This is a genomic window from Sodalis sp. C49 (genome assembly GCF_046352915.1).
In the GTDB taxonomy this organism is placed as follows: Bacteria; Pseudomonadota; Gammaproteobacteria; order Enterobacterales; family Enterobacteriaceae; genus Acerihabitans.
This window is the reverse complement of sequence record NZ_CP163303.1, coordinates 1,983,683-2,005,883: the sequence shown is the minus strand read 5'-3', so window position 1 is coordinate 2,005,883 and position 22,201 is coordinate 1,983,683. Positions and strand designations below refer to the sequence as shown.

The window sequence follows — 22,201 nt, the reverse complement described above, 5'->3', positions numbered from 1 at the left end:
GGACAGTGACCGGCGTGTCTTGACGGACAAAGCGGCCGCCGCCCTGGGGTTAACGCGCGGGGCGATCGTCCGGACGCACTTTATCAAAGCGCTGCTCGTCCGAAATGCCGTAATACGCGCTCGGCCCTCCGGCGCGCAGTATGGGATGCGCGGCGGCGGTTTGGTATACGCCCTGCTCATTAAACAGCTTTTTATCAATATGTACCGCTACGACTTCACCCAATATCAGCCAGCTTTCGATTAATCCGCCCTGGGCGTCCTGCAACTGGATGCATTGGGTTAACTGGCACTCAAAATTGACCGGGCTTTCGGCGACCCGGTGCGCGGCCACCCGCGTGCCCTTGATGGGCGTCAGGCCGGCAAAGCTGAATTCGTCCTGTCCTGCGGGCAGCGAGGCGGAGCTGTTATTCATCGCATCGGCCAGTTCGCGGGTCGCCAAATTCCAGACAAACTCCCCGGTGGCGGTGATATTGGCCACGCTGTCCTTCCAGCCGACGCTGCAAAATCCGATGATCGGCGGATGGTAGTTAAAACCGTTGAAAAAACTATACGGCGCCAGGTTGCGCTGCCCTTGCTTATCGACCGAGGCGATCCAGCCGATAGGCCGCGGACCGATAATAGCGTTAAACGGATCGTGCGGCAGGCCGTGCCCGTGACGCGGTTCATAATAATAACGGGAAGATGAACTCATGGTTTCTCCAACACTATGGACATTTACGCCGGCGACGGGCATCGGCTTCTGTGCCGCCGGTAGCGGGCTTCGCACCGTGGTTAACACGTGGGATCGCGTGGGAAAGGGCGGCAATCCCCGACGTGGCGAGGTTGCAATAATAGTGTACTCAGGGAGCGCTCAGCGCAACTGGCTGTCTTTACTTCCCCGGCGGTTATAGCCACTGTGGGCCAGCTGTTTTTTATCTTGTTCGGACTGGCAATGCACGCACAGCTGCACACCGGGCAACGCCGCGCGCCGCGCCTGCGGAATAGGTTCGCCGCACTCCTGGCAATGATGGGCGCTTTCTCCTTGCAGCAGAGCGCTGCGCGCCCGCTGCACCGCGTCGTTGATGGTGGAATCGATTTGATCTTGTACCGCGCCTTCCGGCGCCCAGCCGCTTGCCATGGGATCGCTCCTCCCGTTAAGCCGGTGTGAAAAGTCAAAAAAGCCGGCAAGGTCATTACGCTGCCGGCTTTTGCTGCATTCAACTGATTAGCCGGCGCTAGTGCATCGCACCCACCGGCGAAGCAAGGTATTATTCGATATTAGACTCGATAAACCACAAGAATTTATCCAGATCGCGCGAAGCGGCGGTCAAGATATCAGCCGTATCTTCGTCGTCTTCTGCTTCGGAAATCGCCTTGCGGGTGTCGTTCGCCACCACGCCATAACGATCCGCCAGCGCTTTCAGATGATCCTGAACGCTGTGGATATTGGTCGGATAGCTGGTCAGCGGGGTCTTGTCATTGGTGACCTGTACGGTACCCAAGGCGACGCCGCCTAGCTGGACCACGCGTTCGGCGATGGTGTCCTGATGATCCTGGATAACGGTACGGAAACCATCAAGCATTTCGTGTACCGCGATAAAATTCGCGCCGCGCATGTTCCAATGGGCTTGCTTGGTGATCAGCGCCAGGTCGACATACTCGATCACCAGACGGTTTAACAGCGCGATACTGGAGACCTTGACCGACTCTTCCAGATCGTTACGCGTATAAATAAGTTCGGAAGATTTCGTTTTAACCAGTTTAGCGGTACTCATCATTAATCATCCTCTTAATTGATCATTATTAATTTCGTTCAGGCATAAAGTATAACAGCGTTTCGCAATCCTGCATCCTATCACTCATATCGCCGATACCTCTCAGTGTCGCCACCGCTGAACGCATTAAACAGCTTAGCAGGATAAAAGACATCAACCATGAGAGTACTCCCGGCATCACAACCGCGTTTTGTTGTTTCGGGCCGGTAATACAAATGGTTTTCATTTAAAATAATGTCTCTAATAATTATTATAGCAAAAAGTCTCTGGTTCAGCACAGCGTGCCGCAGAAACAGGCGCTGAAAATCAGGCAGAACGGCTGTGAAAGGAGATGCATTTTGTGTTCCAAAATGCCGTAATAACATAATTAAATAGTAGTGGCGGTTTTTATGAGCAGAAAATATGAGGGCGGCGACATGAGTTGCGAAAAAAAATCACGCGCATTGCACGATAGTGGTCTATTTTTTAGTCATTCAGTTCGGATTAATCTGGATATGTTGTAAGGATACGTAAAGTCTGATTTGTGACATATAGCACAAAACATAAGTAAAATGAATGGGATAGAAAGCTTTGAAAACTTATGTTACACGATACGTTTACTTGGACAACATTTATTAAGCAGAGTTTCGTGCTACTTTTTGTTATATTTTCATGGTTAGGACGTAAATTCACATTTGAGGTGGTTATGAACAAAATTGCATGTCTTTCAGCGTTAGCTTGTGTATTGGCAGTAGCGGCGGGTTCGGCGACTGCGGGCGAAAGCACCGTTTCCGCGGGTTATGCCCAAGGTGATATGCAGGGCGTCATCAACAAGGCATCGGGTTTTAACCTGAAGTACCGTTATGAAATGGATGATAGCGCGCCTTGGAGCATGATCAGCTCCTTCACCTACCTGGAAAAGAACCAGGCTGAACAAGGCACCTACGAAAAAGGCACTTACTACGGCATCACCGCCGGTCCGGCTTACCGCATTAACGATTGGGCCAGCGTATACGGCGTAGTCGGCATGGGCGTGGGCCAATTTACCGACAACGCGCAAGACGGCCGCGATTCACACCGCACCAGCGATGTTGGCGTAGCATACGGCGCAGGCTTGCAGTTCAACCCGATGGAAAATGTCGCGTTTGACGTTTCCTACGAACAAAGCCGCATCCGCAGCGTAGACGTTGGCACCTGGATCGCAGGCGTTGGTTACCGCTTCTAATTTCCCTTCTGCGATCGGGCGGCGCCGGTTTTCCGGTTAACGACCCCGGTGTGGACATGATAAGCATGGCTGAGCATTTCAGCCATGCTTTTTTTTTATCCCGGCCGCGCCCTCCCTGCTTGGGCGGCGACACTTATCCCGTATCGCCCATCCACCCTCCGGCCCGTATCAGGGCGCGCATGCTGTTTATCGAGCAGCTGCGTTTTTATATTCTTCCTGCCGCCAGAGCAGTATTTTAAAGAAGGGCAATGGTGAGCCGGGAATAATGGGCTATGGCATGCCACACCGCTATAGTGTCTCTCTTTTATCCTGCCTGACGGGACGCCCTTATTTATCGGTTATGCATTATTAGCGGTCGCCCTGGCGGGATGCTGGCGAAATGACACTGTATTTATCCTGCTCGGCGGGTAAATAAGGTATACCCTTATGATATGACAACCCTGATATTTATTGATGATGTTAATATGACAAAATATTAAATCAAATAATAATGCCTTATATTGGTTAGCGGGCCGAAAGAGGCGCGTAAGTGGCGGCCATCAGGGGCCGTTTTGCCGGCCGCGAACGCGGGCCGCGGAGCGCTAACCCGGCTCGGGGCCGCGCCGGGCACGCCAATTTTAATGCTTATGGCCATGGGCGCACACAGAGAGAGCAATTTTACAACGGAGTGTGGCATAATGTGGTTAATGTCACGTTTTTAATGAAGAGTACCTCCTTTTGCTAATCTGTAACAACATCACCATGCAATTCGGTAGCAAACCGCTATTCGAAAATATTTCCGTTAAATTTGGCGGCGGCAATCGCTACGGCCTGATTGGCGCCAACGGCTGCGGTAAATCCACCCTGATGAAAATCCTGGGGGACGACCTGGTGCCCAGCGGCGGCCATGTCAGCCTTGACCCGAATGAACGCCTGGGCAAGCTGCGCCAGGATCAGTTTGCCTTTGAACAGTATACCGTGCTTGATACCGTCATCATGGGCCATGCCGAGCTCTGGGCGGTGAAAGAAGAGCGCGACGCCATCTACGCCATGGCCGAGATGAGCGAGCAGCAGGGCTATCGGGTTGCCGATCTCGAAGTCCTGTACGGCGAGATGGATGGTTATACCGCCGAGGCGCGCGCCGGTGAGCTTCTGTTGGGCGTCGGCATTCCTCTTGAGCAGCATTACGGTCCGATGAGCGAAGTGGCGCCGGGCTGGAAACTGCGCGTGCTGCTGGCGCAGGCGCTGTTCGCCAATCCGGATATCCTGCTGCTTGACGAACCTACCAATAACCTGGATATCAATACCATCCGCTGGCTGGAGCAGGTATTGAACGAGCGCAACAGCACCATGGTCATTATTTCCCATGACCGGCACTTCCTGAATATGGTCTGCACCCATATGGCGGATTTGGATTACGGTGAACTGCGCATTTATCCCGGCAATTACGACGATTATATGACCGCGTCCACCCAGGCGCGCGAACAGCTGATGTCCGGCAATGCCAAGAAAAAGGCGCAGATTGCCGAATTGCAGTCCTTTGTCAGCCGCTTTAGCGCCAATGCGTCCAAATCACGCCAGGCAACCTCCCGCGCCCGCCAGATTGAAAAAATCAAGCTGGACGAGGTGAAGGTGTCCAGTCGCCAGAATCCATTTATCCGCTTCGAGCAGGATAAAAAATTGTTCCGCAACGCCCTGGAAGTACAGCAGCTGACCCAGGGTTATGACGGCCAGCCGCCTCTGTTCAGTAAAATAAACCTGATGCTGGAGGTGGGCGAAAAGATGGCGGTGCTCGGTCCCAACGGCATCGGTAAAACCACCCTGCTGAAAAGCCTGGTGGGCGAGCTGCCGCCGGTGGGCGGCACCATCAAGTGGTCCGAGAACGTCAGCATCGGTTATTATGCCCAGGATCATTCCAGCGAGTTCACCGAAAACATTAACGTGTTTGACTGGATGAGCCAATGGAAACAGCCCAGCGACGACGAACAGGCGGTGCGCAGCATCCTTGGCCGGTTGCTGTTCAGCCAGGACGATATCAATAAACCGGTCAGCGTCTTATCCGGCGGCGAAAAGGGCCGCATGATGTTCGGCAAGCTGATGATGGAAAAACCCAATATCCTGCTGATGGACGAACCTACCAACCATTTGGATATGGAATCCATTGAGTCGCTGAACTCGGCGCTGGAACTGTACCAGGGGACGCTGATATTTGTGTCCCATGACCGCGAATTCGTCAGTTCGCTGGCGACGCGCATCCTGGAATTAACGCCGGAAAAAGCGATAGATTTCAGCGGTAACTATGAAGATTACCTGCGCAGCCAGGGTTTAAACTAAGCTGATGACGGTTTAAACGCCGTTTTAAGCGCCGGCCCTGGTTGCGCGGGGCCGTTCCATTTCTCCTATTGCCGCGCAGTGTTCGCCGGAGCAACGCCGCCCGCGCCAAACGCGATTTTCCTCTCAGCCGGGCGACGCCGTCCCACACACGGCGCAATGCGGATCCCGCGGCAGCACCATCTCCCGAAACTGCAGCGTCATGGCGTCATACATGACCAGCCGGCCGGCCGGCGGCTTGCCGAACCCTGTCAGCAGCTTGATAGTCTCCATGGCCTGCAACGAGCCGATAATGCCCACCAACGGCGCCATCACGCCGGATTCCGCGCAGGTGAGGCTGCCTGCGCCGAACAATCGGCTCAGGCAGCGATAGCAGGGTTCGCCGGGCTGGTAGGTAAAGACGCTGATTTGCCCCTCCATACGGATCGCCGCACCGGACACCAGCGGCGTCTGGCGGGTAAAACACAGCCGGTTGAGCTGCTCGCGCGTCGTCACGTTATCGGTGCAATCCACCACGACGTCATGCTGCGCGATAAGCTCGGTCAGCGACTCGTCGTCCAGGGCGGCGTTGCGCGTGGCGATAGTGACATGGGGGTTAACCGACGCCAGGGCAAGGGCGGCGGAATCGACTTTAGCCATGCCGATGCGCCGATCGTCGTGCAGTATCTGGCGTTGCAGATTGGACAGCGCCACAATGTCGAAATCCAGCAGGGTGAGCCGTCCTATGCCCGCGGCAGTGAGATACAGCGCCGCGGCGCAGCCCAGCCCGCCCAGGCCCACCACCAGCGCACCCGCGTTTTTCAGCCGTTCCTGGCCGTCAAAATCAAAGCCGCGCAGCATGATTTGCCGGTTGTAGCGCAGCATTTCCGCATGAGTTAATTCGTCCGCCACGGTCCGGCCCTATGATAACAACAGATGATTAAAGGGTTCGATATCCACCCATTCGCCCACGGCCACGTCATCCTGCTCGGCCGGCAGCACGATAAAACAGTTGGCGGCGCTGAAGGAGCTGAAAACATGGGATCCCTGCGCGCCGGTGCTGGCGACCTCGATATCGCCGCGGGGCGTGGTATGGAACACGCCGCGCTGAAAATCCATCCGGCCGGGCGTTTTTTTAAGCCGCGTCAGCGTTCTGGCGCGCAGCCGGGCGGGTAACCGCCAGTGCGCCCGCCCGGCGAGCCTGGCTATCAGCGGCTGCACCAACTGGTAAAACGTCACCGCCGCCGACACCGGATTGCCCGGCAGGCCGCAGAACCAGGCGTGCTCCAGACGGCCGAAGGCAAAGGGTTTGCCGGGTTTCATCGCCAGTTTCCAGAAGCTGATTTCACCCAGTTCTTCAAGGATGGTTTTGGTATAGTCCGCTTCACCCACCGACACGCCGCCGCTGGTAATCACCAGGTCGGCCCGGTTGTCCGCCTGGCGGAATGCGTCGCGCAGGGCCTGGGCGTCATCGGCGATAATGCCCAGATCGATAACCTCGCAGCCCAGCTGGCGCAGCATCAGGCGTACGGCGAACCTATTGGTGTCGTGGATTTGCCCGGCGGCCAGGGGCGCCCCTATGGGCTGTAATTCGTCGCCGGTGGAAAACAGCGCCACCCGTGGCCGTCGCACCACGCTGATGTCCGCTATGCCCAGCGACGCCAGCAGCGGCAGCTCGCTCACCCCCAATGCGCGACCGGCGGACAGGACCTGGTCACCCAGGCGGATATCGTCGCCGATACGGCGAATATTCTGTCCCGGTTTTACCGGGGCGGTAAAACACACCCCATCGCCGGATAATTCGGCCTGCTCTTGCATTATTACCGCCTCCGTCCCGGGGGGAACGGGCGCGCCGGTCATGATGCGCACCACGCTCCCCGGCGGCCAATCGGCCGCGAAGGGCTTGCCGGCAAACGCTTTACCGGCTACCGGCAGCGGCGCGCCGGCGGCGATATCGGCCAGGCGCACCGCATACCCGTCCATGGCGGAATTATCAAACGGGGGAACGTTTACCGGGGAAATTACCGCGGCGGCGGTGATGCGCCCGGCGGCGTCGGTCAGCGCCAGCGTTTCGCGTCCGGCGAGCGGCCCGACCCGGGAAAGCATTTTTTCCAGCGCCTGTTCAAGCGTAAGCAGGGACGAATTCAAGGATGCCATATCAACTCCTGTAGCGTCGGCCGTTAATCCAGCGGCCGGAAGGGCAAGTATGCCGTGGCTTATTATGCCAGAAAACCTATGCCAAAAAATAAGGCGGGGAAGTAAATGCGCAAGGGATTGGCTTTGCCGCTTTTTCGCTAAGCTTAAGCGGCGATTTTACCTAACGAAAGGCCATTATTGTTGATGCCGTCAATAGTGACATTTCCGCTTTACACTGGCGGGCTGGGTTAATATAGTCAAAAATAATAACTAAATCGTTCTATGTCACATTTATTTAATTAACAACTAAAGATTGTCCGGGGCCTTCGCTGCTTCGCCAGCCGGACGCCCCGTCCCTTGACCACCGATTGCAGGGTACGTTATTTGATGAGCAAAGCAGTCATAGTTATCCATGGCGGCGCCGGCGCCATTGCGCGCCAGGCCATGAGCACCGAGAAAGAACAGCACTATCGCCAGGCGCTGGCCGGTATCGTCGAGCGCGGACAGGCTATCCTGGCGGCGGGCGGCGCCGCCCTCGACGCGGTGACCGAGGCTGTGCGCCTGCTTGAGGAGTGCCCTTTGTTCAACGCCGGCAAGGGCGCGGTGTTTACCCACCAGGGCGGTCATGAGCTCGATGCCAGCATTATGGACGGCCACACGCTTGCCGCCGGCGCCGTATGCGGCGTGACCCATATTCGTAATCCCATCCTCGCCGCCCGCGCGGTGATGGAGCACAGTGCGCATGTGATGTTTACCGGCGATGGCGCGGAAGCCTTTGCGTTTGCCCGCGGCCTGGAGCGGGTGGAACCGGAATTTTATTATACCGCCGAACGCTACGCCCAACTGCAGCGCGCCCTGGCCGATGACGCCGGCGCCATTCTCGATCATGATGCCCCGTCAGGCGGCGATCCCCTGGATCCGGACCGAAAATTCGGCACCGTGGGCGCGGTGGCCTGCGATAGTTTCGGCCATCTGGCGGCGGCCACCTCCACCGGCGGCATGACCAACAAACAGACCGGCCGGGTGGGAGACTCGCCGATTATCGGCGCCGGATGCTATGCCGATAACGCCACCGCCGCCATCTCCTGTACCGGCAGCGGTGAAGTGTTTATGCGCGGCGTGGCCGCTTATGACGTGAGCGCGCGCATGGCGTACGGCGGACTATCGCTCGAGGAAGCCGCCGGGCAGGTGATTTTCGATAAGATCCTGGCTCTTGGCGGCTCCGGCGGGCTGATTGCGGTGGATGCCGCGGGCAACGTGGCGCTGCCATTCAATAGCGAAGGCATGTACCGCGGCGTCGGTTATGTCGGCGCTACGCCCGATATCGGCATCTACCGCTGATGGCCGATCCTATGGCAACAGGACGCCATCCGGTTCCGTCACCGGCGGCAGCGCCCGGTTTACCGGAGGAACAGGTATTGTCGGTGCGTGACCTGAGCGTGCATTTTTCCCATGAAGGCCAGCGCATCGAGGCGGTGCGGCGTATTTCATTTACCATCAACCGCGGCGAGACCCTGGCGATTGTCGGCGAGTCCGGCTCCGGAAAGTCGGTCACCGCCTTATCGATTATGCGGCTGGTGGAGCTGGGCGGCGGCCGGGTGGACAGCGGCGTCATGCTGTTTCGTCGCCGTGGCGGCGAGGTGCTTGATCTGGCCCGGGCCGGACAATCCACGTTGCGGGGCCTGCGCGGCGCCGATATGGCGATGATTTTCCAGGAGCCGATGACGTCGCTGAATCCGGTGTTTCCGGTGGGCGAGCAGATAGCCGAATCCATCCGCCTGCATCAGGGCAAAGACCATCGCAGCGCCCGGCAGGAGGCGCTGCACATGCTGGATTTGGTGCGCATTCCCAACGCCGCAAGCATGCTCGATCGCTATCCCCATCAACTCTCCGGCGGCATGCGCCAGCGGGTGATGATTGCCATGGCGCTGTCGTGCAAGCCGGCGCTGCTGATTGCCGATGAGCCCACCACCGCCCTGGATGTGACTATCCAGGCGCAAATCCTGCAGTTGATCCGCACCCTGCAGCGTGAAATGCAAATGGGGGTGATGTTTATCACCCATGATATGGGCGTGGTGGCCGAAATGGCCGACCGGGTGCTGGTGATGTATCAGGGCAATGATGTGGAGTCGGCCCCGGTCGACACGCTATTTGCCCACCCCCGTCACCGCTATACCCAGGCTTTGCTGGCGGCGGTGCCGAAGCTGGGTTCGATGGCCGATAGCGATTTCCCGGCGAAATTTCCGCTGCTCAACCCACAGGACGCCGCGCCTGCGGATATCGAGGCCGCGGCCAGGGCGCCTGATTCTCCCGCGCTAAGCGCGGCCAGGGGGCAAGATACCGTGCCGCCGCGCGCCGCGCCGATTTTGCAGGTCAAGGATTTGGTCACCGGTTTTGATATCCGCGGCGGTATTTTCAACCGTGTCCGGCGCCGGGTGCACGCGGTGGAAAAAGTCAGTTTCTCCCTGTATCCCGGCGAAACCCTGGCGCTGGTGGGCGAATCCGGCTGCGGAAAATCCACGACAGGCCGCTCGCTGCTGCGCCTGGTGGAGAGCCAGAGCGGCGATATTATTTTCAACGGCCGGTCGATTACCGCGCTCGCGGGACATGAATTGCAGCATTTGCGCCGCGATATCCAATTTATTTTCCAGGATCCGTACGCCTCGCTCGATCCCAGGCTCACCGTCGGTTATTCGATTATGGAACCGCTGCTGGTGCACGGCGTGGCGCAGGGCCAGGAAGCGCAACGGCGGGTGGAAACGTTATTGACGCGGGTAGGGCTGCTGCCCGAACACGCCCAGCGTTATCCCCACGAGTTTTCCGGCGGTCAGCGTCAGCGTATCTGTATCGCCAGGGCGCTGGCGCTTAATCCTAAGGTGGTGGTGGCCGATGAATCGGTCTCGGCGCTGGATGTCTCGATACAGGCGCAGATCATTAACCTGATGCTCGATTTGCAACGTGAATTCGGCATTGCCTTTTTGTTTATTTCCCACGATATGGCCGTGGTGGAGCGGGTCAGCCATCGGGTGGCGGTCATGTATCTGGGGCAAATCGTCGAGATCGGACCCCGTCGCCAGGTTTTCGCCAACCCGCAGCATCCTTATACCCGCAAATTAATGTCGGCGGTGCCTGTTCCCGATCCCACGCGCCGCCGGCCGGAACATGCTTTACTGGTAGATGAGATTCCCAGCCCCGTCAGGGCGCTGGGAGATGAACCAATCGTTGCGCCGTTGGTTAAGGTCGGGGAGGGGCACTATGTGGCCCGTCATCCGATCGGCGGCGCCTACTGACAGGGATATTCTTGGAGAGTGCAACCTTATGATAAAAAACACGGTTAAGCGTAATATGCTTATCGCCTCGGCGGTGATGGGCGCGTTGGCATCGGTACCGGCCTGGGCGGCCAAGGACGCGGTGATTGCAGTGGGTTCCAACTTTACCAGCCTGGACCCGTATGACGCCAATGATACCCTGTCGCAGGCGGTGGCCAAGTCGTTCTACCAGGGGCTGTTTGGCTTCGATAAGGATATGAAGCAGGTTAACGTATTGGCGGAAAGTTATCAGGCCAGCGCCGACGGCCTCACCTATACCATCAAGCTGCATAAAGGCGTGAAGTTCCAGGACGGTACTGATTTTAATGCCGAAGCGGTCAAGGTGAACCTGGATCGCGCCAGCAATCCGGACAACCATCTCAAGCGCTACAATCTGTTCAAAATGATCGACAAGACCGAGGTGGTCGACCCGTTAACGGTAAAAATTACGCTGAAAACGCCGTTCTCGCCGTTTATCAATAATTTGTCCCATCCGGCGGCGGCGATGATTTCCCCCGCGGCACTGCAAAAATACGGCAAGGAAATCGGCTTTCATCCGGTGGGCACCGGCCCATACGAATTTGAGGTGTGGAACCAGACCGATTTTGTCAAAGTGAAGCGTTTTGACGGCTACTGGCAAAAAGACGCCGCCAAGCTCGACAGCATCACCTGGCGACCGGTGGTGGACAACAATACCCGCGCGGCGATGCTGCAAACCGGCGAAGCCAATTTTGCCTTCCCGGTCCCTTACGAACAGGCGGCCTTACTGGCAAAAAGCACGAAGCTGGATGTGGTGTCGGCGCCCTCCATCCTGCAGCGCTATATCAGCCTGAATGTAACGCAAAAGCCGTTTGACGACGTCAGGGTGCGCCAAGCCGTGAACTACGCCATTAATAAAGACGCGCTGATCAAAGTCGCCTATGCCGGTTATGCCGTGCCCGCCGAGGGGCCGCTGCCCGCAGGCATTGATTATGCGGTTAAATACAAACCCTGGCCCTACGATCCGGCCAAGGCGCGCGAACTGCTGAAGGAAGCCGGTTATCCGGACGGGTTCACCACCACCCTATGGTCATCGCACAATACCAGCACCTTCCAGAAGGCGCTGCAGTTTACCCAGCAACAGCTGGCCCAGGTGGGGATTAAAACCACCGTTACCGCCATGGATGCCGGCCAGCGCGCGGCCCAGGTCGAGGCCAAAGGGGTGAACGAAACCGGCGTGCGCATGTTCTATACCGGCTGGTCCGCGTCCACCGGCGAGGCCGACTGGGCCCTGACGCCGCTGTTCGCCAGCACCTCCGCGCCGCCTGCCATCTTCAATACCGCCTTTTACAGTAATCCGCAGGTGGATAAAGATTTGACCGAGGCGCTGAAAACCACCGACCGCGCCGAGAAAACCCGGTTGTATAAAGACGCGCAGGATAAAATCTGGGCTGACGCGCCCTGGGTATTCCTGCTGACGGAAAAAATGCTGTACGCGCGCAGCAAGAATCTGACCGGTTTTTATGTCATGCCGGACAGTTCATTTGATTTCACCCACGCTGATATGAAATAACCCGGCAGAATGCTGAATTATTTTATTAAGCGCTTATTGGGGCTGATCCCGACCCTGCTGATCGTCGCGGTGCTGGTGTTCCTGTTTGTCCACCTGCTGCCGGGCGATCCGGCCAGGCTGGCGGCGGGGCCGAACGCCGATGCCTCGGTGGTGGCGCTGGTGCGCCAGGATTTGGGGCTGGACCGGCCCTTGCCGGAGCAGTTTGTCCATTTTATCGCCAATGCCGTACGCGGCAATTTCGGCACCTCGCTGGTGTCGAAACGGCCGGTCAGCGCCGAGATAAGCTCGCGGTTTATGCCCACATTCTGGCTGACCGTCGCCAGTATGGCGTGGGCGGTGATTCTGGGCATGGCGCTGGGCATCGTTTCGGCGGTATGGCGTAACCGCTGGCCGGACCGCATCGGCATGACGCTTGCGGTCTCGGGGATTTCTTTTCCCGCCTTTGCGCTGGGCATGCTGCTGATGCAGGTGTTTTCCGTCGGCCTGGGCTGGCTGCCCACCGTGGGCGCGGACACGCCGCGGCATTATATCCTGCCCGCCATTACTCTCGGCGCGGCGGTGGCATCCATCATGGCGCGCTTTACCCGCGCCTCTTTTGTCGAGGTGATGCAGGAAGACTATATGCGCACCGCCCGGGCCAAGGGCGTGGGCGAATTCTGGGTGGTGGTGAAACACGGCCTGCGCAACGCCATGATTCCGGTGGTGACCATGATGGGCCTGCAGTTTGGTTTTCTGCTGGGCGGTTCGATCGTGGTGGAGGCGGTATTTAACTGGCCGGGACTGGGACGTTTGCTGGTGGATTCGGTGGAGATGCGCGATTATCCGGTGATACAGGCCGAGGTACTGCTGTTTTCGCTGGAATTTATCATTATTAATTTACTGGTGGACATGTTATATGCGGCAATCAATCCGTCTATCCGGTATCAGTAAGGACCGGCGATGAAATTCTGGCGACGAAACGCCGCCCTGGCGGCGATGCCGGTGCTTAATCCTCATCGCGTGCGCACGCCGTGGAGCGAGTTCTGGCGGCGCTTTAAACAGCAGCCGCTGGCGCTGGCGGCCGGGATATTTGTGCTGCTGCTGATAATCAGCGCGTTATTGGCGCCCTGGCTGGCGCCGTTTGACGCGGAAAACTTTTTTGATTATGACCGGCTTAACGAAGGGCCGTCGGCCATGCACTGGCTGGGGGTGGATTCCCTGGGGCGCGATATTTTCAGCCGTATCCTGATGGGCACGCGCATTTCGCTGGCGGCGGGCTTTTTTTCCGTCTTGCTCGGCATGGTCATCGGCACGGTGATGGGCCTGGTGGCCGGGTTTTATGAAGGCTGGTGGGACCGGCTGATTATGCGGATCTGCGACGTGCTGTTTGCCTTTCCGGGTATTTTGCTGGCTATCGCCGTGGTGGCGATTATGGGCAGCGGCATGGCGAATGTGATTATCGCCGTGGCGATTTTCAGCATTCCGGCGTTTGCCAGGCTGGTGCGCGGCAATACGCTGGTGCTCAAGCACCAGACCTTTATTGAATCGGCGCGCAGTATCGGCGCGTCGGACCGCACCATCCTGCTGCGCCATATTCTGCCGGGGACGATGTCTTCCATCGTGGTGTATTTTACCATGCGTATCGGCACCTCGATTATCACCGCAGCCAGTTTGTCATTCCTGGGGCTGGGCGCGCAGCCGCCGATGCCTGAATGGGGGGCGATGCTGAATGAGGCGCGGGCGGATATGGTGACGGCGCCGCATATTGCCATTTTCCCGAGCCTGGCGATTTTTTTGACGGTGCTGGCGTTTAATTTGCTGGGGGATGGGTTGAGGGATGCGCTGGATCCGAAGTTAAAGAATTAAGGAGAAGGTTGCCCTGGCGGGGGCCGCGTGCGCTTTTTGGGCTTTTACTGGTGGCGCTGATGGGGTGGGTTTGCGAGGCGGAGGCTTCGTTTGCCGGAGTGGGGTTGTCAATGGGTGAGGTGGGGATTTCGCTTGCCGCGGGCGGCGGTGTTTTATGGTGCCCCGTGCGGACAAGCGACGAGGGGCCGGCAGTCGCCCCGGCCCCCTCGACCCCCGGGCTACCGGCAGATCGCACGCCGCTGCGCGGTGCCTTCCGTCCCGGCTCCCGCCCTGCGGCCCGCACGGCACGCGCTCCCGGCGCGGGCCTAAGCTCTCGCCGCATCCCTGCGGCTCGTCCGGTCGTGAACCGTGCCGTCAGCGTGCTTGATGCCGGTCCAACGTCAACGTCAAAATCAACGACCAAGTCAACGTCAAAATCAACGACCAAGTCAAAGTCAATGTCAAAATCAACGACCAAGTCAAAGTCAATGTCAAAATCAACGACCAAGTCAAAATCAAAATCAAAGTAAAAATCAAAGTGAAGGTGAAGGTCAAAAGCAGGTGGCAATAGAAAATGGCACTATCTATAGCAAGAGCCAGTGCCAAAAATAAATGCCATTGGCAGAAGCGGCAGTCAATGATAAAAGCAACTGCCACGGACCATTACCCGCAGTGCCAATCCTTCCCTATTTCCCATCCCAGGCATCGATTCTCTCCTCCCTGATCTTCACCTTGCCCTCATCATTCACCTTAAAGTAATCCTGCGCCATGCCCCCCTCCCAATCGCCATAGCTGGGATTGGGCAGCACAATATATTTGCGCCCGAATTCCTCCTGGTGACGGTTAACAAAATCCCGCCGTTGGGTATTCAGTTTATGATAGGTCTCGCCGCTGAAATCATTCAGGTTATCGCCGACATACACCACGATATCATAGCCTTGTTTTTCCACCGCCGCGAAACGCTCAACCTTATTGGAGCTGCCGCCGGTAGGTTTCAGTAATACTGTTTGCGGGGTGACGTCGGCAAAACCCAACGCCTTGAGATTATCCACCGTGGCGGTGTAGTCAGCCTGCGCGCGGTTGGAGACATAAAAAATACGACCGCCGTGCTCCAGCACATAGTGGGAGAACGCCACCGCGCCCGGCAGCGCCTTGGCCTCGCGCGCCTGGTTCCATTTGCTCCAGGTAGCGTCGGTAAAGGGCTGGTGATGCTTGATCTGCCAGCCGGCATAGGCGCTGTTATCGATCATGGTCTCATCCAGATCCACCACCACCGCCTTCTTCAGGCCGGGGCGGGCTTTGGCTTGGGTAAATGCCGTTTCGGCGGTATTGAAAGCCTGGTAGGACAGGGCGCTGATTTCGCCCGATTGCTGCATCCAGTTAACGGCAAATACCGTTTGTTCCGTGAGCTTTTGCTGTGCCGTCTCAGGCGCGGCGGCTTGCTGATGAGGAGCGCAGCCGCTTAGCAGCAGGCTGAGGGTCAAAGCGGCGAACCCGCATTTTACAGTATGCATTGTTTCTCCTTGTCGTATCCCGAAACTGTCTATAGCTCGACCCATCGAAGCGGGTAATTTCAGTGTTGTCTGGCAGGGGGTATCAATTTTCAAGATAACTTAGTTATTTATAAATTAATAACATGCATTTTATTAATTATGAAACTAAAAACATCGTGCGATTGGACACGGGAACCACGCGAGGGAATAACGGTAATGTCAGTAAGTGTAAATCCGGCGGTGATTTATCGCGCAACCGGCGGGTCATTTCTACGCTTAAGGGGAACGATAAAATGGAGAGAACACCATGCGTTGGATAACACCTCTGCTGCTGTCGGCCGGCCTGGCGTTTTTCAGCGGCCGGCTCATGGCGGCGGAACTTCAGGTCACCCAATTGCTCACGGGTATGGATCACCCCTGGTCCCTGGCATTTTTGCCGCGGGACGGCGGTATGTTGATTACCGAACGACCGGGACGGCTACGCTACTGGCAGCCCGGCCAGCCCCTTTCGGCCCCCATCGCCGGCGTGCCAAAGGTCTACGCCCACGGCCAGGGCGGGCTGTTCGATGTGGTCCTGGCCCCGGATTTTGCACAGTCGCGGCGCATTTATCTTAGCTATGCCGAAGCGGGCAAAGACGACGCGGGGACGGCGGTAGGGTATGGCCGTTTATCGGAAAATAATCTGCAACTGACCGATTTTAAAGTGATTTTCCGCCAGCAGCCCAAACTGTCCAGCGGCGAGCATTTTGGCGGACGGCTGGTATTTGACCGGCAAGGATTTCTGTTTATCAGCCTGGGCGAAAATAATCGCCGCCCCACGGCGCAGGATATGACCAAACACCAGGGCAAAATCGTCCGTTTAACCGCCGATGGCGAAATACCGCCGGATAATCCTTTTGTCCACGACGATAATGCCCGTCCGGAAATCTGGTCCCTGGGGCATCGCAATCCGCAGGGAATGGCATTAAATCCCTGGACCGGCGTCATCTGGGAGAATGAACACGGCCCTCAGGGGGGCGATGAAGTGAATATCATCACCAAAGGCGCTAACTTTGGCTGGCCGATCGCCACTTACGGCATTAACTACTCGGGTTTGAAAATCCCCGAAGCGCAGGGCGGTGTGGTCGCGGGCACGGTGCAACCCGCCTGGTATTGGCAAAAATCGCCGGCGATAAGCGGTATGGCGTTCTATAACGCCGATCGATTTCCGCAGTGGAAGAACTCGCTGTTTATCGGCGCATTAAAACAACAGGCGTTAATCAGACTGACGCTAAAGGGAGACGTTGTGAAGTCTGAACAACGCTTGCTGGAAGACCGCCATGAGCGCATCCGCGATGTGCGCGTGGGACCCGACGGCTTCGTCTACGCGCTCACCGACGAGCGGGACGGTAAATTGCTCAGGCTTGGGCTGGAATAACCACCGGCCTGATAGCCGATGGCTGCGGTATTTGAACAGCGTAACGCACGCATGACGGGCAACGGCCGCCACGGGGATCGGGCGCTTCCGCCCGGGCCCGCATCTCGTCATCATGCCGGTCGGCAGGCCCGGGTTAGCTCAGCGGCAGCATGACCCGCGTCTTGAAGGCATGACGGGAAGAAATGGCGTCATACCAGGTTTGCAGATGGGTACGTGGTTTGCGCTCGATATCAAGCGTAAACCAGTTATACGCCAGGCATCCGATGGGAATGTCGCCGATGCCGAATTTTTCCCCGGAAAAATAGGGGTGTTTTTCCAGAGCGGTTTCAGCGATATCCAATAATTCCTCGCATCGTTTAATGCCGTTTTCTATCAATTGTTTATCACGCTTGGCCGGTGGCGTGCGGATAAGATTGATATACACCGGCTGTAACGCCGGCGACAGGCTGGATAACGTCCAGTCCATCCATTTTTCAGAGGCGGCGCGTACCGCCGCATCCGCTAATAGCCACTGGTCCTGGCCGAATTTTGCCGCCATATAGCGTACGATGGTATTGGATTCCCAGAGCACCAAATCGTTATCATCATCCTGCAGGCAGGGCACCAGGCCGTTGGGATTTAACGCCAGGAACAGCGGATCCTTGTTTTTACCGTATTCGCCGCCAGCCGGTATTACGTTGAACGCCAGTTCAAGTTCCGCGGCGCACCACAGTACTTTTTTCACGTTCACTGAATTCTCACGACCCCAGATTGTCAACATTGCGCCTTCTCCGTTATATTTTTCTAAATAGTTGGGCAATCTTCAGCGTGGCCTAACAGGGGGTTATGCCGTAAAAAAACCGGTTTACCTGCTCCGCCTTTTATCGCCGTATTAAGCCTGATTTTAGCGCATAAAAAGAAAATGAGCTTTTCCCGGACATATCTTCATGGTTTAACCGGTCTTCATAAATTATAACCTGTAAACTATTGCGCTAATTGATAATTATCTAAACATGCATCTTTAAACGATATTTTGTTTCAAAAAAAAATAGCGCGGCAAGAATCCGCGATGTCCGCCTGGGAATTATGCTTTAATCATGGGTTTTACGGCCATTGGCCGGGTCCATTCATTTAGGGAAAGGTATCGTTATGACAGTGATAAAAATCGTGCGCGCGGTTTTATCCGTAGGGCTGTTTGCCCTGGGGTTGCAATTGGCCCAGGCGAACAGCGATCCAAAAACCATTGTCTTCGGCGTCGCGCCGGGTCCTTATGGGGATATGGTGAAGCAGGCCATCAAGCCTGAGCTGGTAAATAAAGGCTATACGGTGGAGGTGCGGGAGTTCAGCGACTATGTGCAGCCGAATATGGCATTGGCCAACGGCAGTATTGACGCCAATCTTTTCCAGCATACGCTGTATCTGGAAAAGTTTGCCGCCGACAAAAACCTGAAGGTGAGTAAACTTATCACCGTGCCCACCGCCAGCATGGGTTTCTATTCGCATAAAATCACCGCTATCCGCGAGCTCAAGAAGGGCGATATCATCACGCTATCAAATGATCCCACCAACCTGGCGCGCGGCCTGCGTTTTCTGGAAAAACTGGGTCTGATTAAAATCAAGGCGGATATCGACCCCACTAAAGCCTCCGAACGCGATATCGCCCTGAATCCGCGCGGCCTGGTATTCAAGCCGCTGGAGGCCGCCCAGTTGCCGCGCACCCTTGACAGCGCCAGCGGCGCGCTGGTCAACGGCAACTTTGCCATTGCCGCGGGCCTGAAGATGTCATCGGCCCTGGCGCTGGAAACGCTGGATGAAAATCTGAAAAATGTCATTGCGGTACGCACCGACGATTTGGATAAACCTTTTGTCAAAGACATCAAGGCCGCGGTGGAATCGCCGGCGTATGCTGCGGTGATTAACCAACCCGGCTCGATGTTCAGCCAATTCCAGAAACCCGAATGGATGCAGGCCGCCCCCCAGGTTAAACCCTGACCAAGCCCCTGCCGGCACTCTTGTCCGGCAGGCGGTTTTCCGCTTTGGATGTGATTTTGGAGTATGCGGATAATGATTCAGTTAGACCATATCAGCGTGGATTTCCCACAGGGAAAGCAACCGGGCGCCCGTGCGGTGGACGACGTCAGCCTGCGGATTAAACGCGGTGAAATCTACGGTATCGTCGGCGCCAGCGGGGCGGGCAAAAGCACGCTGCTGCGCACCATCAACCTGCTCCAGCGGCCAAGCGCCGGCGAGGTTATCGTTAACGACGTCCGGGTCAGCGCGCTTTCCGGCGGCGCGTTGCGCCGGCAACGGCAAAAAATCGGCATGATTTTCCAGCATTTTAACCTGATGCATACGCGCACGGTGGCGGCGAACGTCGCCTTCAGCCTGCGGGCGGCCGGCAAATCCTCCGGTGATATCGCCCGGCGGGTACCGGAAATCCTGGCGCTGGTGGGCCTGGCCGATAAGGCGGCGGCCTTCCCGGCACAGCTTAGCGGCGGGCAAAAACAGCGGGTCGGCATCGCGCGCGCCATCGCTAACCAGCCTGAGGTGTTGCTGTGTGACGAGCCGACCTCGGCGCTGGATCTGGAAACATCGGCATCAATACTGACGCTGCTTAAGGAAATCAATGTCCGCCTCGGCATTACCATTGTATTGATTTCCCATGAAATGACGGTCATCAAGACCATCTGCGACCGCGTGGCGGTGATGACCGGGGGGAAAGTGGTGGAGGAAGGGGCGGTTTTTGACATTTTCGCCACGCCCCGGCACGAATTTACCCGGCAACTGGTTTCGCATACCTTTAATCTTGAGCTGCCGCCCCGCTTAATGCAGGATTTACGCGGTACCCTGTTGAAAATATTGTTTGTCGGCGCCTCCGCCGAGCAGCCGGTGCTGTCGGATGTCGCCACGCGTTTCGGCGTGTCGGTGAATATCCTGCACGGAAAAATTGAGTATATCGGCTACCGCGCGTTGGGCGTGCTGGTGGCGCTGTTAACCCATCCCACCAGGTCGGAACAGGTTGCCCTGGCGGTCGCCTATATCCAGGAAAATACCGCGCGCGTGGAGGTGCTGCATGGCTGATTTATGGCTCGATCTTTTTGCCGCGTTTGGCGAAACCTTCCAGATGGTAGGGATCGCCACGCTGTTTGCCATTATCGGCGGCCTGCCGCTGGGCTTTCTCATCTATGTCACCGACCGCCATCTGTTCTGGCAAAACCGCGCCCTCTATCTTAGCGGCACGGTGCTGGTAAATATCATCCGTTCGATACCCTTTGTCATCCTGCTGGTGCTGCTGCTGCCGTTAACGCAATTGTTGCTGGGCAACACCATCGGGCCCATCGCCGCGGCCGTGCCGTTATCCGTGGCGGCCATCGCGTTTTATGCCCGTCTGGTGGATGGCGCGCTGCGCGAAGTGGATCCCGGCATTGTCGAGGCTGCCGAAGCCTTTGGCGCCAGCCCGATGCGCATCATCTGCACGGTGTTATTACCGGAGGCGCTGGCGGGTCTATTACGAGGGTTGACCATCACCCTGGTCAGCCTTATCGGCTATTCCGCCATGGCGGGGATTGTCGGCGGCGGCGGGGTGGGCGATCTGGCCATCCGTTTTGGTTATTACCGCTACGAAACCAACGTCATGATAATTACCGTGGTGGCGCTGGTTATTTTAGTCCAGATAGTCCAGGTGTTGGGCGACGCCCTGGCACAACGCGCCGACCGGCGCAGTAAACGCTAAACCGCCGCCCGCCGTCAGGCGGCGGTAAGATAAAAAAATGTAAAAAGAGCTGAAAATTGATCGCCGTTGCGGCAAAGTTGAACTGTTTCGCATAGACTTGATGTGTTTGCACGGCTGACAAACCAGCACACAAATTTAAAACGGGTATGATGATCAGGAACATCGCTGTGTTTATGGTTTTGCCCATCATCCCAAGGTATGGCTTTGTCATCAAACTCTGTTGGGATCTCTACCGTGAGTAACGCGGTTACCATTGTTGAAGGGATACTCTGGCCACGCCATGAAGAATGACATTTTTCCACAAAAAAAAACCACCCTGACCCTGGGCGCACTGCTGGTGCTGGCCCTCATCCCCGCAGCCCGGGCCGATACGCCGCCCGCCGCGCCGGAAGTAAACGCCAAGGCGTTTATCCTGATGGATTATCAAAGCGGCAAAGTGCTGGCGGAGTCAAATGCCGATCTGCGTCTCGACCCCGCCAGCCTGACAAAAATCATGTCCAGCTATGTGATTGGGCAGTCCCTGAAGGCCAAAAAAATCACGGAGCAGGATAAAGTCACCATCGGCAAGGATGCCTGGGCCACGGGTAACCCCGTACTGCGCGGATCGTCGCTGATGTTCCTGAAGCCCGGAGAGCAGGTCTCCGTGGCGGATCTGAACAACGGGGTGGTGATCCAGTCGGGCAACGATGCCAGTATCGCCCTCGCGGATTATGTCGCCGGCAGTCAGGATGCGTTTGTCAGCCTGATGAACAAATATGTCGACGTCATGGGATTGAAAAATACCCATTTCCTCACCGTGCATGGCCTGGATGCCGAAGGGCAATACAGCACCGCGCGGGATATGGCGATCATCAGCCAGGCGCTGATTCGGGATGTCCCGGACGAATATGCCCTGCATAAACAAAAAGAATTCACCTATAACAAGATTAAACAACTCAACCGCAACCGGCTGTTATGGAACAGCAATCTCACCGTGGACGGCATCAAGACCGGTTATACCGATGGCGCGGGCCATAACCTGGTGGCGTCGGCTATCACCCCTGGCGGCATGCGGCTGATTTCGGTGGTGCTGGGCGCGCCCACCGACGGGGTGCGTTTTCGCGAGAGCGAAAAAATCCTCACCTGGGGCTTCAATTTTTATGAAACGCTGACGCTGATTCCCGCCGGCAAACCCTTTACCCGCCAGCGGGTCTGGTTCGGCGATCGCAGTGAGGTGGACTTGGGCGTGGCGCAGGATGCGTCTGTTACCTTGCCTAAAGGCCAGATGAAAAACCTGAAGGCGTCATTTACCCTGGCGTCTCCTCATCTTGAGGCGCCGCTGGCTCGCCACCAGGTGGTAGGAACCATTGATTTTCAACTGGACGGCAAGGTTGTCGAACAACGCCCGCTTGTGGTGCTCGATGAAGTGCAGAAAGGCGGCTTTTTCCGCAACATCTGGGATTGGATCCTACAGACCATACACGGCTGGTTTGGCAAATAGGCCGTCTCGTCTTCCGTTATTATGATGCCTCC

General features: G+C 57.0%; 19 protein-coding genes. 12 read left to right on the top strand and 7 right to left on the bottom strand.

The window, feature by feature from the left end; translation table 11 throughout:
- Window positions 1–49 precede the first annotated feature (49 nt).
- The 3 genes from ABUK12_RS09030 to dps all read right to left on the bottom strand — a co-directional run bounded on the left by ABUK12_RS09030 (window position 50) and on the right by dps (window position 1,754).
- Window positions 50–691: a flavin reductase family protein gene (locus tag ABUK12_RS09030; protein WP_410015958.1), complete on the bottom strand. Its 642-nt coding sequence runs from the start codon at window positions 689–691 to the stop codon at window positions 50–52.
- A 159-nt stretch (window positions 692–850) separates the two neighbouring features.
- Complete coding sequence (locus tag ABUK12_RS09025; RefSeq protein WP_410015957.1) at window positions 851–1,117, bottom strand: DksA/TraR family C4-type zinc finger protein; 267 nt, start codon at window positions 1,115–1,117, stop codon at window positions 851–853.
- A 130-nt stretch (window positions 1,118–1,247) separates the two neighbouring features.
- Window positions 1,248–1,754 (bottom strand): DNA starvation/stationary phase protection protein Dps, encoded by a 507-nt coding sequence (dps, locus tag ABUK12_RS09020; RefSeq protein ID WP_410016595.1) that lies wholly within the window; start codon window positions 1,752–1,754, stop codon window positions 1,248–1,250.
- A 685-nt stretch (window positions 1,755–2,439) separates the two neighbouring features.
- Between dps and ompX the strand changes: the two genes are divergently transcribed.
- Both ompX and ABUK12_RS09010 read left to right on the top strand, forming a co-directional pair.
- Window positions 2,440–2,958, top strand: a complete 519-nt coding sequence (gene ompX / locus ABUK12_RS09015) for an outer membrane protein OmpX (RefSeq protein WP_410015956.1) — start codon at window positions 2,440–2,442, stop codon at window positions 2,956–2,958.
- 717 nt (window positions 2,959–3,675) lie between these two features.
- Window positions 3,676–5,271, top strand: a complete 1,596-nt coding sequence (locus ABUK12_RS09010) for an ABC-F family ATPase (RefSeq protein ID WP_410015955.1) — start codon at window positions 3,676–3,678, stop codon at window positions 5,269–5,271.
- 123 nt (window positions 5,272–5,394) lie between these two features.
- Here the strand turns inward: ABUK12_RS09010 and moeB are convergent, their stop codons facing one another.
- On the bottom strand, window positions 5,395–6,159 hold the full coding sequence (moeB, locus tag ABUK12_RS09005) for a molybdopterin-synthase adenylyltransferase MoeB (protein WP_410015954.1): 765 nt from the start codon (window positions 6,157–6,159) through the stop codon (window positions 5,395–5,397).
- Window positions 6,160–6,168: 9 nt separating this feature from the next.
- Window positions 6,169–7,404: a molybdopterin molybdotransferase MoeA gene (moeA, locus tag ABUK12_RS09000; RefSeq protein ID WP_410015953.1), complete on the bottom strand. Its 1,236-nt coding sequence runs from the start codon at window positions 7,402–7,404 to the stop codon at window positions 6,169–6,171.
- A 366-nt stretch (window positions 7,405–7,770) separates the two neighbouring features.
- Here moeA and ABUK12_RS08995 point away from each other — a divergent pair, with 366 nt between their 5' ends.
- Genes ABUK12_RS08995 through gsiD form a run of 5 tightly spaced genes read left to right on the top strand, consistent with a single transcriptional unit; the run spans window position 7,771 to window position 14,088 of the window.
- Window positions 7,771–8,724 carry an isoaspartyl peptidase/L-asparaginase family protein gene (locus ABUK12_RS08995; RefSeq protein WP_410015952.1) on the top strand — a complete coding sequence of 318 codons (954 nt, stop codon included), beginning with the start codon at window positions 7,771–7,773 and terminating at the stop codon, window positions 8,722–8,724.
- Window positions 8,725–8,735: 11 nt separating this feature from the next.
- On the top strand, window positions 8,736–10,673 hold the full coding sequence (locus ABUK12_RS08990) for a dipeptide ABC transporter ATP-binding protein (RefSeq protein WP_410015951.1): 1,938 nt from the start codon (window positions 8,736–8,738) through the stop codon (window positions 10,671–10,673).
- A 28-nt stretch (window positions 10,674–10,701) separates the two neighbouring features.
- A complete protein-coding gene (gsiB, locus tag ABUK12_RS08985) occupies window positions 10,702–12,243 on the top strand; it encodes a glutathione ABC transporter substrate-binding protein GsiB (protein ID WP_410015950.1) in 1,542 nt (513 codons plus the stop codon).
- 9 nt (window positions 12,244–12,252) lie between these two features.
- Complete coding sequence (gene gsiC / locus ABUK12_RS08980; protein WP_410015949.1) at window positions 12,253–13,173, top strand: glutathione ABC transporter permease GsiC; 921 nt, start codon at window positions 12,253–12,255, stop codon at window positions 13,171–13,173.
- A gap of 9 nt (window positions 13,174–13,182) precedes the next feature.
- Window positions 13,183–14,088, top strand: coding sequence for a glutathione ABC transporter permease GsiD (gene gsiD / locus ABUK12_RS08975; protein ID WP_410015948.1), 906 nt, complete (start codon window positions 13,183–13,185; stop codon window positions 14,086–14,088).
- Window positions 14,089–14,753: 665 nt separating this feature from the next.
- Here the strand turns inward: gsiD and ABUK12_RS08970 are convergent.
- Complete coding sequence (locus tag ABUK12_RS08970; protein WP_410015947.1) at window positions 14,754–15,581, bottom strand: 5'-nucleotidase, lipoprotein e(P4) family; 828 nt, start codon at window positions 15,579–15,581, stop codon at window positions 14,754–14,756.
- Window positions 15,582–15,867: 286 nt separating this feature from the next.
- Here ABUK12_RS08970 and ABUK12_RS08965 point away from each other — a divergent pair, with 286 nt between their 5' ends.
- Window positions 15,868–16,977: a PQQ-dependent sugar dehydrogenase gene (locus ABUK12_RS08965; RefSeq protein WP_410015946.1), complete on the top strand. Its 1,110-nt coding sequence runs from the start codon at window positions 15,868–15,870 to the stop codon at window positions 16,975–16,977.
- A 133-nt stretch (window positions 16,978–17,110) separates the two neighbouring features.
- Here the strand turns inward: ABUK12_RS08965 and ABUK12_RS08960 are convergent, their stop codons facing one another.
- Window positions 17,111–17,737, bottom strand: coding sequence for a glutathione S-transferase family protein (locus tag ABUK12_RS08960; protein WP_410015945.1), 627 nt, complete (start codon window positions 17,735–17,737; stop codon window positions 17,111–17,113).
- 368 nt (window positions 17,738–18,105) lie between these two features.
- On the opposite strand from ABUK12_RS08960, the gene ABUK12_RS08955 reads away from it, so the two are divergent.
- From ABUK12_RS08955 to ABUK12_RS08940, 4 genes are all read left to right on the top strand, one after another.
- Window positions 18,106–18,948 (top strand): MetQ/NlpA family ABC transporter substrate-binding protein, encoded by an 843-nt coding sequence (locus ABUK12_RS08955; protein WP_410015944.1) that lies wholly within the window; start codon window positions 18,106–18,108, stop codon window positions 18,946–18,948.
- A 72-nt stretch (window positions 18,949–19,020) separates the two neighbouring features.
- On the top strand, window positions 19,021–20,037 hold the full coding sequence (locus ABUK12_RS08950; RefSeq protein WP_410015943.1) for a methionine ABC transporter ATP-binding protein: 1,017 nt from the start codon (window positions 19,021–19,023) through the stop codon (window positions 20,035–20,037).
- Window positions 20,030–20,689, top strand: coding sequence for a methionine ABC transporter permease (locus tag ABUK12_RS08945; protein ID WP_410015942.1), 660 nt, complete (start codon window positions 20,030–20,032; stop codon window positions 20,687–20,689). The genes ABUK12_RS08950 and ABUK12_RS08945 overlap by 8 nt, the downstream gene beginning before the upstream one ends.
- 280 nt (window positions 20,690–20,969) lie before the next feature.
- Window positions 20,970–22,169, top strand: coding sequence for a serine hydrolase (locus ABUK12_RS08940; protein WP_410015941.1), 1,200 nt, complete (start codon window positions 20,970–20,972; stop codon window positions 22,167–22,169).
- The last annotated feature ends 32 nt before the right edge of the window (window positions 22,170–22,201 follow it).

What these genes read in the sequence shown, in the direction of transcription:
- ABUK12_RS08960 (WP_410015945.1), bottom strand. Translation starts at nt 17,737, where the DNA reads ATGTTGACAATCTGGGGTCGTGAGAATTCAGTGAACGTGAAAAAAGTA.
- ABUK12_RS08995 (WP_410015952.1), top strand. Translation starts at nt 7,771, where the DNA reads ATGAGCAAAGCAGTCATAGTTATCCATGGCGGCGCCGGCGCCATTGCG.
- ABUK12_RS08945 (WP_410015942.1), top strand. Translation starts at nt 20,030, where the DNA reads ATGGCTGATTTATGGCTCGATCTTTTTGCCGCGTTTGGCGAAACCTTC.
- dps (WP_410016595.1), bottom strand. Translation starts at nt 1,754, where the DNA reads ATGAGTACCGCTAAACTGGTTAAAACGAAATCTTCCGAACTTATTTAT.
- ompX (WP_410015956.1), top strand. Translation starts at nt 2,440, where the DNA reads ATGAACAAAATTGCATGTCTTTCAGCGTTAGCTTGTGTATTGGCAGTA.
- gsiD (WP_410015948.1), top strand. Translation starts at nt 13,183, where the DNA reads ATGAAATTCTGGCGACGAAACGCCGCCCTGGCGGCGATGCCGGTGCTT.
- ABUK12_RS08955 (WP_410015944.1), top strand. Translation starts at nt 18,106, where the DNA reads ATGACAGTGATAAAAATCGTGCGCGCGGTTTTATCCGTAGGGCTGTTT.
- ABUK12_RS08940 (WP_410015941.1), top strand. Translation starts at nt 20,970, where the DNA reads ATGAAGAATGACATTTTTCCACAAAAAAAAACCACCCTGACCCTGGGC.
- gsiB (WP_410015950.1), top strand. Translation starts at nt 10,702, where the DNA reads ATGATAAAAAACACGGTTAAGCGTAATATGCTTATCGCCTCGGCGGTG.
- moeA (WP_410015953.1), bottom strand. Translation starts at nt 7,404, where the DNA reads ATGGCATCCTTGAATTCGTCCCTGCTTACGCTTGAACAGGCGCTGGAA.
- ABUK12_RS08990 (WP_410015951.1), top strand. Translation starts at nt 8,736, where the DNA reads ATGGCAACAGGACGCCATCCGGTTCCGTCACCGGCGGCAGCGCCCGGT.
- ABUK12_RS09030 (WP_410015958.1), bottom strand. Translation starts at nt 691, where the DNA reads ATGAGTTCATCTTCCCGTTATTATTATGAACCGCGTCACGGGCACGGC.
- gsiC (WP_410015949.1), top strand. Translation starts at nt 12,253, where the DNA reads ATGCTGAATTATTTTATTAAGCGCTTATTGGGGCTGATCCCGACCCTG.
- ABUK12_RS09025 (WP_410015957.1), bottom strand. Translation starts at nt 1,117, where the DNA reads ATGGCAAGCGGCTGGGCGCCGGAAGGCGCGGTACAAGATCAAATCGAT.
- ABUK12_RS08950 (WP_410015943.1), top strand. Translation starts at nt 19,021, where the DNA reads ATGATTCAGTTAGACCATATCAGCGTGGATTTCCCACAGGGAAAGCAA.
- ABUK12_RS08970 (WP_410015947.1), bottom strand. Translation starts at nt 15,581, where the DNA reads ATGCATACTGTAAAATGCGGGTTCGCCGCTTTGACCCTCAGCCTGCTG.
- ABUK12_RS08965 (WP_410015946.1), top strand. Translation starts at nt 15,868, where the DNA reads ATGCGTTGGATAACACCTCTGCTGCTGTCGGCCGGCCTGGCGTTTTTC.